Origin of the sequence: Streptococcus sp. k-90, assembly GCF_013277565.1 — a bacterium.
GTDB lineage: Bacteria > Bacillota > Bacilli > Lactobacillales > Streptococcaceae > Streptococcus.
Window position 1 is genome coordinate 56,387 of the sequence record NZ_VMNE01000010.1, and the last position, 13,324, is coordinate 69,710.

Consider the following 13,324-nt stretch of genomic DNA (forward strand, 5'->3'; position numbering starts at 1 on the left):
AGCATGTTTAGGCTCAAAATCCATCACTCTTCCCCTCACAAAAACAATCCATTTCCCCTTTCTCCTCCAAAATATGGTATAGTAGAGTTATACTATCTATGAGGAGTTTACATGTCACAGGATAAACAAATGAAAGCTGTTTCTCCCCTTCTGCAGCGAGTTATCAATATCTCATCGATTGTCGGTGGGGTTGGGAGTTTGATTTTCTGTATTTGGGCTTATCAAGCTGGGATTTTACAGTCTAAGGAAACCCTCTCTGCCTTTATCCAGCAGGCAGGTATCTGGGGGCCACCTCTCTTTATCTTTTTACAGATTTTACAGACGGTCGTCCCTATCATTCCTGGAGCCTTGACCTCAGTAGCTGGGGTCTTTATCTACGGGCACATCATCGGGACTATCTACAACTATATCGGGATTGTGATTGGCTGTGCCATTATCTTTTATCTGGTACGCCTCTACGGAGCTGCCTTTGTCCAGTCTGTCGTCAGCAAGCGCACCTACGACAAGTACATCGGTTGGCTGGATAAGGGCAATCGTTTTGACCGTTTCTTTATCTTTATGATGATTTGGCCCATTAGTCCAGCTGACTTTCTCTGTATGCTGGCTGCCCTGACCAAGATGAGTTTCAAGCGCTATATGACCATCATCATTCTGACTAAGCCCTTTACCCTCGTGGTTTATACCTACGGTCTGACCTATATTATCGACTTTTTCTGGCAAATGCTTTGACACATAAAAAATCCGTTTGGTTTCCCAAGCGGATTTTGTGCTTTATTTTGAAACTTCTTTTGCAAGGACAAAGTTCCCAAGTGTGGCAGAACCATTCCCTGCGACTGCTGGCGTCACGATGTAATCACGCACATCTGGTACTGGTAGGTAACCATTAAGGAGAGCTGTAAATTTCTCACGGACACGGTCCAGCATGTGTTGTTGAGCCATGACCCCTCCACCAAAGACAATCACATCTGGGCGGAAAGTCACTGTCGCATTGACCGCAGCTTGAGCGATATAGTAGGCTTGAACATCCCAAACAGGGTTGTTGAGTTCAATGTTTTCCCCACGAACACCTGTACGAGCTTCCAAACTTGGTCCAGCCGCATAGCCTTCCAGACATCCCTTATGGAAAGGACAAACACCGTTGAATTCTTTTTCAATATCCATTGGGTGTCTAGCAACATAGTAGTGACCCATTTCAGGGTGACCCACACCGCCGATAAACTCACCACGTTGGATAACACCTGCACCGATACCTGTACCGATTGTGTAGTAAACCAAGTTTTCGATACGGCCACCAGCGTTGTTACGGGCAACCACTTCACCATAAGCAGAGCTATTTACGTCTGTAGTGAAGTACATAGGCACGTTGAGGGCGCGACGAAGGGCACCAAGCAAGTCAACATTTGCCCAGTTTGGTTTTGGAGTCGTTGTGATAAAGCCATAGGTTTTTGAGTTTTTATCAATATCAATCGGACCAAATGAACCAACTGCAAGGCCAGCAAGGTTATCGAATTTTGAGAAGAACTCGATGGTTTTATCGATTGTTTCGATTGGAGTTGTTGTTGGAAATTGTGTTTTTTCTACAACGTTAAAGTTTTCATCACCGACAGCACAGACAAACTTTGTACCGCCCGCTTCCAAGCTTCCATATAATTTTGTCATGATAAACCTCTTGTTTTTATTTTCTTTATTATAGCATATTTCGAAAATCTAAATTTCTCTATTTTTTAGATTTTCCTCTGTAAATCTTACCATTCAAGCAAAAACGAACAAACATGTCATTTGTTCGTTTTCATTTTGAGAGGGAATATTGTACTCAATGAAAATCAAAGAGCAAACTAGGAAGCTAGCCGAAGGCTGTACTTGAGTACGGCAAGGCGAAGCTGACATGGTTTGAATTTGATTTTCGAAGAGTATTAGATTTTCACTTCGATCACAGCATCCCCCTTAGCAACTGAACCTGTTGCGACTGGACCTACTGAAGAGAAGTCAGCTGTGTTTGTAACGATAACCATTGTTGTATCATCAAGACCAGCTGCAGCGATTTTGTTTGAATCAAATGTTCCAAGAACATCGCCAGCTTTTACCTTGTCACCTTGAGCAACTTTTGCTTCGAAACCTTCACCATTCATTGTTACAGTGTCGATACCAACGTGGATCAAGACTTCAGCACCATTAGTTGTTTTCAAACCAAAGGCATGTCCTGTTGGAAAGGCAATTGAAACTTCAGCATCAGCTGGTGCATAAACCACACCTTGGATAGGTTTCACGGCGATACCTTGTCCCATAGCTCCACTTGAGAAGACTGGGTCATTAACATCGGCAAGAGCGACAACATCACCGACAATAGGAGTTACAAGTGTTTCATTTTGAAGAGCTGCTGGAATGTTACCAGTTGTTTCTTCTTGGACCAAACGTTCTGTCTCTACTTCAGTAGCAACCTCTTTTTCATCCTCATAACCAAACATATAAGTAAGAGCGAAACCAAGGGCAAATGATACGGTTACCATGAAAAGGTATTGGGCAAGTTGTCCGTTACCGATGTAAAGCATTGTACCAGGGATGATGGTGATACCACTACCATTACCTGCAAGTCCAAGGATAGAAGCCAATCCACCACCGATTGCACCAGCAATCAATGAAAGGAAGAATGGTTTACGGAAGCGCAAGTTTACCCCGAAGATAGCAGGCTCTGTAATACCTAGGAAGGCAGAAAGAGCAGCTGGGAAAGCAAGTGTTTTCAGTTTTGGATTCTTAGTTTTAACACCAACCGCAACAGTCGCAGCACCTTGAGCTGTCATAGCAGCTGTGATGATAGCGTTGAATGGGTTAGCATGGTCAGCAGCAAGCAATTGAACTTCAAGCAAGTTGAAGATGTGGTGCACACCTGACACGACAATCAATTGGTGAACCCCACCAATCAAGAAACCACCAAGACCAAATGGTAAGCTAAGGATCGCTTTTGTAGCGATAAGGATGTAGTTTTCAACGACGTGGAAAACTGGTCCAATGACAAAGAGTCCAAGGATAGACATGACCAAAAGTGTCACGAATGGGGTTACCAAGAGGTCAATGACATCTGGAACAACCTTGCGGACAGCTTTTTCAAATTTTGCTCCGACAACCCCGATGATGAAGGCTGGAAGAACTGAACCTTGCAAACCAACAACAGGAATGAAACCAAAGAAGTTCATAGCAGTTACTTCACCACCTTGAGCAACTGCCCAAGCATTTGGAAGTGAGCCAGAAACAAGCATCATACCAAGAACGATACCAACGGCAGGATTTCCACCGAATACACGGAAGGTTGACCAAACAACCAAACCTGGCAAGATGATGAAGGCTGTATCTGTCAAGATTTGTGTGTAAGTTGCAAAGTCTCCTGGAAGTGGCATTTCAAGAGCGATGAAAAGACCACGAACACCCATGAAGAGACCTGTCGCTACGATAACTGGGATGATTGGAACGAAAACGTCACCGAAAGTACGGATAGCACGTTGGAACCAGTTCCCCTGTTTAGCAGCTTCTGCTTTCATGTCATCTTTAGAGGATGTTGGCAAACCAAGTGCAACAACTTCATCGTACATTTTGTTAACTGTACCTGTACCAAAGATGATTTGGTATTGACCTGAGTTAAAGAAAGCACCTTGAACTTTTTCCAAGTTCTCAATCACTTCTTTATTGATTTTTCCTTCATCTTTGACCATGACACGAAGACGAGTCGCACAGTGGGCAACACTGTTGACATTTTCACGTCCGCCCAAGGCATCGATGACTTTTTTTGCAATTTCCTGATTGTTCATTTGCAAAAACCTCCTTATATAAAATTTCGTTATTGTTTGAAAGCGATTTTATCCGCCCTTACGACTATTATTTTATCATGTTTTAGAAATATGTCAAGCGTTTTGCAGAAAAAATATTCTATCCACTTAGTAGACACGTTTCAGATTGATTGTTTTTGACTATTTTAACAGACATCCCTTGAAAAAATAAGTTTGAACCCTTGGTTAAACAGGCTTTTATTTCATTATCTTTCATATTTTCTTGAAAAGTTGATTGGTTTTCTGGTTTTGATTTGTGATAAACGTTTGACAGTTTTTCCTCTTTTTTAACATAAAAGACTTGCTTTTTTAACCGAAAACGGTTACTATTAAAAGTGATAAGATTTTTGGAGGAATGAATGAATGGAATGGACAACTGAGCGTCGTTACAGACTTTATCAAGATTGGACGCAAGAAGAAATTCAAAATATTAAGAAAAATATGGCACAATCTCCATGGCATACTCATTACCATGTTGAGCCAAAAACAGGACTTCTCAACGACCCAAATGGCTTTTCTTACTTTGATGGGAAGTGGATTGTTTTTTATCAGAACTTTCCTTTTGGTGCCGCCCACGGTTTGAAATCTTGGGTGCAATTGGAAAGTGAGGACTTAGTTCACTTCACGGAAACTGGTGTCAAAATTTTGCCTGATACTCCATTAGATAGCCACGGTGCCTACTCTGGTTCTGCCATGCAATTTGGTGATAACTTGTTCCTATTCTATACAGGAAATGTCCGTGATGAAAACTGGATCCGTCACCCTTACCAGATCGGTGCTGTGATGGACAAGGATGGTAAGATTACGAAGATTGACAAGATATTGATTGACCAGCCAGCAGATTCTACAGACCACTTCCGCGATCCGCAAATTTTTAACTTCAAGGGGCAATACTATGCCATCGTCGGTGGACAAGACTTGGAGAAAAAAGGCTTCGTCCGTCTCTACAAAGCTATTGACAACGACTACACAAACTGGCAAGCTATTGGCGACCTTGACTTTGCTAACGACCGCACTGCCTACATGATGGAATGTCCAAATCTGGTCTTTGTAGGCGAGCAACCTGTCCTTCTCTACTGTCCACAAGGATTAGATAAGGATGTTCTAGATTACGACAATATCTATCCAAATATGTATAAAATCGGGGCTTCCTTTGACCCTGAAAATGCCAAAATGGTAGATGTATCTCAGCTTCAAAATATGGATTATGGTTTTGAAGCCTATGCTACCCAAGCCTTCAACGCTCCTGACGGACGTGCTCTAGCAGTTAGCTGGCTTGGTTTACCAGATGTTTCTTATCCATCTGACCGTTTTGATCATCAAGGAACCTTCTCTTTGGTCAAAGAACTGACTATCAAAGACGGTAAACTCTACCAATACCCAGTCGCAGCTATCAAGGACCTTCGTGCTTCTGAAGAAGCCTTCTCAAACCGTACCCAAACCAAGAACACTTACGAACTTGAACTCAACTTGGAAGCTAATAGCCAGAGCGAGATTGTCTTACTTGCTGATAAAGAAGGCAAGGGACTTTCCATCAACTTTGACCTTGTAAATGGTCAAGTGACAGTAGATCGTAGCGAGGCTGGTGAACAGTACGCTCAAGAATTTGGAACAACTCGTTCTTGCCCAATCGATAATCAGGCTACTACTGCTACAATCTTCATCGATAACTCTATCTTTGAAATTTTCATCAATAAAGGAGAAAAAGTATTTTCTGGTCGTGTTTTCCCACATGCAGACCAAAATGGGATCCTGATCAAATCTGGAAACCCAACTGGAACTTACTATGAATTAGATTATGGTCGCAAAACTAACTGATGTCGCCAAACTTGCAGGTGTCAGCCCTACTACCGTTTCTCGGGTTATCAATAAAAAAGGCTATCTCTCTGAGAAAACCATTCAAAAGGTCAATGAAGCCATGCGAGAATTGGGCTATAAACCCAACAACCTAGCTCGTAGTTTACAAGGAAAATCAGCTAAGTTAATCGGCTTGATTTTCCCAAATATTTCCAACGTTTTCTACGCAGAATTGATTGATAAGCTGGAACACCAACTCTTCAAAAATGGTTACAAGACCATCATCTGCAACAGCGAGCACGATTCTGAGAAGGAACGTGAATATATCGAAATGTTGGAAGCCAATCAGGTGGACGGCATCATTTCTGGTAGTCACAACCTAGGAATTGAAGACTACAATCGCGTGACAGCGCCGATTATTTCCTTTGACCGAAACCTATCACCAGACATCCCTGTCGTTTCCTCTGACAACTATGCTGGTGGGGTTCTTGCTGCCCAGACCTTGGTTAAGACAGGTGCCCAGTCTATCATCATGATTACTGGGAATGACAACTCTAACTCACCAACTGGACTACGCCACGCTGGTTTTGCATCCGTACTCCCCAAAGCACCTATTATCAATGTTTCCAGTGACTTTTCTCCTGTCAGAAAAGAAATGGAAATCAAGAATATCTTGACTCGACAAAAGCCTGATGCCATCTTTGCTTCGGATGATTTGACAGCTATTCTAGTCATTAAAATTGCTCAGGAACTTGGCATTTCTGTCCCAGAAGAACTCAAGGTCATCGGTTATGATGGGACTTACTTTATCGAGAATTACTATCCTCAACTGGCTACTATCAAGCAACCCTTGGAAGAGATTGCCTGCCTCACTGTTGATCTTCTCTTGCAGAAGATCGAAGGTAAGGAAGTTGCGACAACAGGCTACTTCTTACCAGTCACCCTATTACCAGGAAAAAGTATTTAATACTCTTCGAAAATCTCTTCAAACCACGTCAGCGTCGCCTTACCGTAGATATGGTTACTGACTTCGTCAGTTCTATCCACAACCTCAAAACAGTGTTTTGAGCTGGCTTCGTCAGTCTTATCTACAACCTCAAAGCAGTGCTTTGAGCAACCTGCGGCTAGCTTCCTAGTTTGCTCTTTGATTTTCATTGAGTATAAACACAAGAAAACTCAGACCAATTCGTCTGAGTTTTTTATAATCTTAAATTTTCGAGATAGCGCTGGGCTGTCTCTAGGTTAAAGGTTTTATCTGCGATAAGTTGCTCGACTAGGGGAGCAACTTCAGATTCACTAGCACCTGCGAGGAGTGCTAAGGATTTGACCTGCAATTTCATGTGGCCCTGCTGGATTCCCGTACTCACCAAGGCTTTGAGGGCAGCAAAGTTTTGGGAAAGCCCCATCGAAACGATAATCTGGGCTAATTCTTTGGCAGAAGGATTTCCCAATAATTCATGACTGAGGACTACACGAGGATTGAGTCCGATAGAGCCACCCTTGGTCGCTACAGGCATAGGCAGGGTCATCTCACCGACCAATTCTTCTCTTTCAAGATCCAGCGTCCATCGGCTAAGACCTTGATAGCGTCCGTCTTGACTGGCAAAAGCATGAGCCCCTGCCTCAATGGCACGCCAGTCATTACCAGTGGCAATTAAAATGGCATCAATACCATTAAAAATCCCTTTATTGTGAGTAGCTGCTCGATAAGGATCAGCCTGCGCAAATTGGCTAGCTAAAGCCATTTTCTCCGCAATTTCTCGTCCTTGATCCTTTTGGCGACTCAAGTATCGAAAAGCGATGCGACAGCTTGCTGTCACCAGAGAATCGGTCGCGTAGTTTGATAGAATCCCCATGAGACTCTGTCCCTGACTGAGTTCTTCTAAGACTGGCTTCAAGGCTTCCAGCATGGTGTTGAGCATATTGGCTCCCATGGCTTCTTGGGTATCGACATGGAGATAAACAACGAGAAAGTCTGTTTCACCTTTGATCTGCTCTACATGCAAATCACGCGCCCCGCCCCCGCGTTTAACGATGGAAGGATAAGCTTGATTGGCAAGTTCCAAGAGCTCCGCTTTCTTGCTGACAATCTTCTCTTGCGCTTGTTCAGGATTAGCAACTTGATAAAGGGCTACCTGTCCAATCATCTGGCGCTCATGGACTTGTGCGGTAAAACCTCCTGCACGCTTGATGATTTTACTTGCATAGCTGGCCGCAGCAACCACAGAGGGCTCTTCCGTCACATAGGGAACTGTATATTCCTGACCATTGACAAGGACCTCTGGAACCAGCGAATAAGGCAGAGAAAAAGTCCCCACTACATTCTCACTCAGCTGGTCTGCGACAGTCACACTAATTTGTTCATCCTGCTCCAGACTGGTTTGTTTTTCAGGACTAAGGAGCGCCTGAGCTTGTAACTGCTCGAGGCGCTCTTGGTATGATTTTTTAGAAAATCCATTCCAACTTATCTTCATTATTTTTCAACCTTGCTATAACGGCGTTGATGATCCACAATTTCAACCAAGGCAAACTCTTGATTTTCATAGCCAGAAAACTGGGCAGAATTTGTTTCATCCAAGTCCACTTCCTCAAAGAAGACTTTTTCATAGTCAGCTACGGATAGGGCAGTTCGTTGGTTGAGTTTATTCAAGCGGTCTTTATCTAGATAAACTTCATATCCTTCAACCAATTCACCACTGAAGAACTCAGCCACAGCCCCACTTCCGTAACTATAAAGGGCAATTTTATCCCCAGCCTTCAAGCTATCTGTATTTTCCAAGAGAGACAAAAGTCCTAGGAAGAGGGAACCTGTATAGATATTCCCTACCTTTTGACTGTAGAGAATAGACTGGTCTAAATGCTTTTGCAAGAGGTCTTTTTTCTCTTGAGGCAGGCTCTTATCCATGATTTTTTTCAAGCCTTTTAGCGCCAATTTAGGATAAGGCAAATGGAAGCAAACAGCCGCAAAATCATCTAAAGTAAGCTGGTAGCGTTTTTGATATTCAAGCCAAGTCGTTTTCAAACTATCCAAATATTGTTGAGTAGAATAGACACCATTTACATAAGGGGTTGTTGAGTAATTTGGACGCCAGAAATCCATGATGTCACGGGTTTGAGCCACATTGTCATTATTAAAGGCCATAATGCGTGGATTTTGTGTAATCAACATAGCCACACTGCCAGCGCCCTGAGTTGGTTCTCCAGGTGTTTCAATACCGTATTTGGCAATATCACTGGCAATGACCAAGACCTTGGACTCTGGAGAATTTTCCACATGCAATTTGGCATAATGAAGGGCAGCTGTCGCTCCATAGCAGGCTTCTTTAATCTCGAAACTACGAGCAAAGGGCTGGATGCCCAGCAAACCATGCACAAAGACGGCCGCAGCCTTACTCTGGTCAATTCCTGACTCGGTAGCCACAATGACCATGTCAATTTCTTGTCTCTCTTGCTCAGTTAAAATAGAGTCACTAGCACTGGCCGCCAAGGTCACGATGTCCTCAGTTAGGGGAGCAATACTCAATTCCTTGAGCAAGAGGCCTTTGCTTAATTTTTCAGGGTCAATTCCCCTCGCTTCTGCTAAGTCTTGTAATTTCAAGACATATTGACTGGTCGCAAAACCAATCTTATCAATACCGATTGTCATATTTACCTCTGTTTTATCATTCATGTAAAAAATCGTTCTATACTATTTTATCACAAATGGCAGTAAAAGAGAGAAAAAAGACTTGATTCACCAAATCAAGTCTCTTGTTAGTCTAACGATTTTGCTGTTTTCGTAAGTAGGAATACAGTCTGAGAATCACTGTTCCGCTAGCCATGCCAATAGAGATTACCAGAGCCAACATGACAACTAAGGTTGCACTGGCAATGGCGTGACTGTAATCCCCTGTCACAAAAAAGGCAGTTGTCCGATAAGAAAGGTATCCCGGAACCAGAGGGGCCAAAATGGCCAAGATAAAGACCACAGCAGGGGTCTTGTAAAGAATACTTAAAATCTGGCTGACACAAGAACCGATAATGGCGGCAATGAAGGTAGCTACAATGACATTGGTTGGTTCCTTGAGCAAGAGATAGATTAGCCAGACAGCCATGCCCAAAATCCCTCCCGGTAAGAGCATAGACCGCTGAACATTGAGTACGATTAAAAAAGTGATGATAGCAAGAAGACTTGCTACTGCTTGTAGTAAAAAGGTTGTTAGTGTCATATTAGTTCATCAATACCAAGGCGACAGAAGTTCCTGCCCCTAAAGCAAGGGTAATGAGTAGGGATTCAAACATTTTACTCATACCAGAGTTTATGTGGTTGGTCATAATATCCCGAACCGCATTGGTCAAGGCAATACCTGGTACAAACGGCATGACGGCACCAGCTATAATCAAATCTGCTGTTGAAGGAAAGCCCGTGTAGCGAGCCCAAAACTGGGCTATCATCCCAAAGACAAAGGCCCCAGCAAAGGCTGTTACAAAGGGAATTCGGATAAACTTTTCTACATAGAGGGAAAAGGCAAAACCAAATAAGGTAGCCACTCCTGCCCCAAGTGCATCGTAGATATTTCCACTAAACATAATTGAAAAGAAAGGGGCACTAAAGGTCGCAGCCAAAGTTACCTGCAACTTGGTATAGGGAAGCGGTTGAGCTTGCAAAGCCGTCAATTGCTTGAAGGCTGTTTCTAAATCAATCTGCCCCCCAACCAGCTGACGAGAAATCTGGTTCACATCGCAGACTTTTTCAATATTATAAGAAGAGGAGGTCACACGCTTCATGCGCGAAATATTGGTGTTTTCAATAGAGAAAAAGATGGCAGCAGGCATGGCAAGAACATTGCAATCCACAATCCCCTGCGAATGCGCAATGCGAATCATGGTGTCTTCTACACGATGAATCTCTGAGCCACTTTTAAGGAGAATAGTCCCCGCTAGCATAATCACATCGATGACGGCATTTAATTCTCTTGATTCTTCCATGCTTGCCTCCTTTTATCAACTCCCTCTATTCTATCACAAATCTGGACTCAAAAAAAATCTTTGCCATGAAATCATGACAAAGATTCGTTTAATCACGAGAATTGTCGTGGTTGCCTTCACTACTTGATTGAGTCGTAGCAGGTGCATTCCCTCGTTGATTTCCTTGTTGGTTCCCCTGACTTGGTGTTGTAGTAGAACCTTGGTTTCCACGTTGGGCTGGTGTTGATGATGACGTTGACGGCGGTGTTTTTGGTTTGTAGATTGAAATCTTGACACGCGTCTTAGTCAAATCAACCTTTTCACCCGCTTTTGGACTCTGTTCAACGACTGTACCCTCAGCAGTTCCATCAGGAGCTGTCGACACTTCTACAACTTCAATATTGGCTTCTTTAATACCGACAATTTGAACGAGATTGTTTTTAGTAAATTCAAGACTAGATCCTATATAACTTGGCATGGCAACGCTGGTTACTTTCTTAGCAACGGTTAAGGTAATCGTTGAGGCCTTGCTCAAATCATAGGTTGTTCCGGCAGCTGGACTCTGTCTGAGAACAGTTCCTGCTTCACTCTCGCTTGATTCTTCTTCCTCAATCTTGATGAGATTTTCAGGAACCTTCTTCTGCTTGAGTTCTGCGATAACATCTGTAGATTTACGACCGATATAGTTGCTCAATTGGAAAGATTGCTTACCTGACGAGACAACCAAATTGATTTTCGTTCCTTCTTTTCGACCAGTTCCAGCGTCAGGATCTGTACGGATAATCCGTCCCTCTTCCACCTTTTCACTAGCCTCTGTCTTCTCCTCGCCAATCTCAAAATTGGCTTTCTTGAGAGTTTCCTTGGCTTCCGCAACTGTCTGACCTGTCACATCTGGAATAGCAATGGTTGCAGGAGTTCTGGATAGTATCCAAACAAGAGAAGCTGCCACCAATACAATGCTGGCCAATAAAATCATATAGCGAACTCTAAATTTCCGTTTTTTAACAGGTTTGGTTGCGTAATTGTCTTCAGAAACCTGCTGACTAGGTTTCGCAGCCTGTGGCTTCGGACTTTGTGTTTGCACCTTAGGAATCGAGGTCAAGGTACTCTGAGATACTTTTGGTAGAGTCTTGGTGTCCGCCTTAGTAGTATCATTAAAGACCAGTTTAGGCTCATTGCGACGATTATAAGACAAGCTACTAGACAAGTCCACATACATCTCTGCAACTGACTGATAACGATCTGTCAATTTCTTGGCAGTTGCCTTGATAACAACATTCTCCAAAGCCTGAGGCACAGATGGATTCTCATCAATAACTGACGGTAATGGTTTCTGGAAATGCTGAAGGGCGATGGTCACCGCACTATCCCCATCATAAGGGATATGGCCTGTCAGCATCTCATAGAAAATAATCCCCATGGCATAGATATCACTCTGTACAGTCGCCTTAGAACCACGCGCCTGCTCTGGTGACAAGTAATGAACTGACCCCAACATTGAGTTTGTCTGAGTAAGACTCGTCTCAGCAAAGGCTACCGCAATCCCAAAGTCTGTGACTTTGGCAGTCCCATCTGGTGTCAAAAGGATATTTTGAGGTTTCAAGTCCCTATGAACAATCCCTCTGGTATGGGCCAAACGCATGGCTAGGAGGATTTGTCCCATAATGCGGACGGCTTCTTCATTAGAGAGAGGATAGTGTTCCTTGATATAGCGTTTGAGGTCTAGTCCAGCAACATACTCCATTGCAAGATACTGCTGACCGTCTTCCTCACCAATATCTGTAATCCGAACGATATGAGGATGGTCCAAATCCGCCATGGCTCTCGCTTCCCGCTGGAAACGCGCCACAGCAATCGGATCTGTCTGGTAATTGGTCCTCAGGACCTTCACTGCCACTTCTTCCCCGTCTAGAATTAAATCCTTGGCCAAGTAAACATCTGCCATGCCTCCTCGACCAATCTGTTTGATAATTCGATACCGCCCGGCAAAAATCTTGCCGATTTGGATCATTTTGCATCCTCCTCGTTCATAGAAACAAGGGCAACCGTAATGTTGTCTAAACCTCCTGCATTGTTAGCAAAACGCACGAGCGTCGCTGTTTTATCTGCCAAAGGAATATCACTAGTTACAATATCACAAATCTCACTGCCTGAAATCATGTTGGTCAAACCATCACTATTGAGCAAGAGATAGTCTCCTGGCTCAAGGGTAATCATTCCAAAATCAGGTTGAATTTCATCTTTTTGACCGATTGACTGGGTAATAATATTTTTCTGTGGATGGCTAGCTGCTTCTTCTGGTGTCAATTGACCTGCCTTAAGCAATTCATTGACCAAAGAATGGTCGCTTGTTAACTGGTGGTATTCTTCCCCACGAATCAAACCGATACGAGAATCTCCAATGTGAGCATAGATAGCCTGATTGCCAATAATGGCAACAGCCTCGAGAGTTGTTCCCATTCCTTTATAGGCATCATCTTGTCCAAGTTGATGAATCTTTTGATTTTCAATTTCTAGGTAATGGGCGAACCATTCACGCACTTCATTGACTGTATCGATTTGGGTATCAACCCAAGCTATACCTAGGTCTGTTACCGCCATTTCACTAGCGATATTACCTGCGCGATGACCTCCCATCCCATCAGCTAAAATAATCATAGTACGTCCAGCTCTATTGACATAGTGGTTGACATAGTCTTGGTTATTTGTTCGTTTCTGACCAACATCTGTTAATAATGAAATTTCCATGTGTCAGTTCCTTC

Annotated in this window: 11 protein-coding genes; 3 read left to right on the top strand and 8 right to left on the bottom strand. The window is 43.3% G+C overall.

Translation table 11 applies throughout. The annotated features are described in order from the left end of the window. Positions 1 to 111: 111 nt before the first annotated feature. The gene (locus HT734_RS03845; RefSeq protein ID WP_000076185.1) at positions 112 to 729 is read left to right on the top strand and encodes a TVP38/TMEM64 family protein; all 618 of its coding nucleotides are present in this window, start codon (positions 112 to 114) and stop codon (positions 727 to 729) included. A 42-nt stretch (positions 730 to 771) separates the two neighbouring features. Here HT734_RS03845 and scrK read toward each other — a convergent pair whose 3' ends face one another. Further along, the gene (gene scrK, locus HT734_RS03850) at positions 772 to 1,659 is read right to left on the bottom strand and encodes a fructokinase ScrK (RefSeq protein WP_049524643.1); all 888 of its coding nucleotides are present in this window, start codon (positions 1,657 to 1,659) and stop codon (positions 772 to 774) included. A gap of 254 nt (positions 1,660 to 1,913) precedes the next feature. Then, the gene (locus tag HT734_RS03855; protein ID WP_188113874.1) at positions 1,914 to 3,800 is read right to left on the bottom strand and encodes a sucrose-specific PTS transporter subunit IIBC; all 1,887 of its coding nucleotides are present in this window, start codon (positions 3,798 to 3,800) and stop codon (positions 1,914 to 1,916) included. Between the two features lie 381 nt (positions 3,801 to 4,181). Here HT734_RS03855 and HT734_RS03860 point away from each other — a divergent pair, with 381 nt between their 5' ends. Both HT734_RS03860 and HT734_RS03865 read left to right on the top strand, forming a co-directional pair. Then, the gene (locus HT734_RS03860) at positions 4,182 to 5,636 is read left to right on the top strand and encodes a glycoside hydrolase family 32 protein (protein ID WP_000455327.1); all 1,455 of its coding nucleotides are present in this window, start codon (positions 4,182 to 4,184) and stop codon (positions 5,634 to 5,636) included. After that, positions 5,617 to 6,582 carry a LacI family DNA-binding transcriptional regulator gene (locus tag HT734_RS03865; RefSeq protein WP_000226009.1) on the top strand — a complete coding sequence of 322 codons (966 nt, stop codon included), beginning with the start codon at positions 5,617 to 5,619 and terminating at the stop codon, positions 6,580 to 6,582. The genes HT734_RS03860 and HT734_RS03865 overlap by 20 nt, the downstream gene beginning before the upstream one ends. Positions 6,583 to 6,814: 232 nt before the next feature. On the opposite strand, the gene HT734_RS03870 is transcribed toward HT734_RS03865, so the two are convergent. The 6 genes from HT734_RS03870 to HT734_RS03895 all read right to left on the bottom strand — a co-directional run bounded on the left by HT734_RS03870 (position 6,815) and on the right by HT734_RS03895 (position 13,310). Next, entirely contained in the window at positions 6,815 to 8,089 is a 1,275-nt protein-coding gene (locus HT734_RS03870; RefSeq protein ID WP_061759520.1) for a hydroxymethylglutaryl-CoA reductase, degradative, read from the bottom strand. Then, positions 8,089 to 9,261 (bottom strand): hydroxymethylglutaryl-CoA synthase, encoded by a 1,173-nt coding sequence (locus HT734_RS03875; protein WP_173277544.1) that lies wholly within the window; start codon positions 9,259 to 9,261, stop codon positions 8,089 to 8,091. The genes HT734_RS03870 and HT734_RS03875 overlap by 1 nt, the downstream gene beginning before the upstream one ends. A gap of 112 nt (positions 9,262 to 9,373) precedes the next feature. Then, positions 9,374 to 9,823: a threonine/serine exporter family protein gene (locus HT734_RS03880; protein WP_025171133.1), complete on the bottom strand. Its 450-nt coding sequence runs from the start codon at positions 9,821 to 9,823 to the stop codon at positions 9,374 to 9,376. A 1-nt stretch (position 9,824) separates the two neighbouring features. Next, positions 9,825 to 10,583: a threonine/serine exporter family protein gene (locus tag HT734_RS03885; RefSeq protein WP_023946522.1), complete on the bottom strand. Its 759-nt coding sequence runs from the start codon at positions 10,581 to 10,583 to the stop codon at positions 9,825 to 9,827. An 88-nt stretch (positions 10,584 to 10,671) separates the two neighbouring features. Next, positions 10,672 to 12,573 (bottom strand): Stk1 family PASTA domain-containing Ser/Thr kinase, encoded by a 1,902-nt coding sequence (pknB, locus tag HT734_RS03890; RefSeq protein WP_061759523.1) that lies wholly within the window; start codon positions 12,571 to 12,573, stop codon positions 10,672 to 10,674. Continuing rightward, entirely contained in the window at positions 12,570 to 13,310 is a 741-nt protein-coding gene (locus HT734_RS03895) for a Stp1/IreP family PP2C-type Ser/Thr phosphatase (RefSeq protein WP_061759524.1), read from the bottom strand. The genes pknB and HT734_RS03895 overlap by 4 nt, the downstream gene beginning before the upstream one ends. Between the last annotated feature and the right edge of the window lie 14 nt (positions 13,311 to 13,324).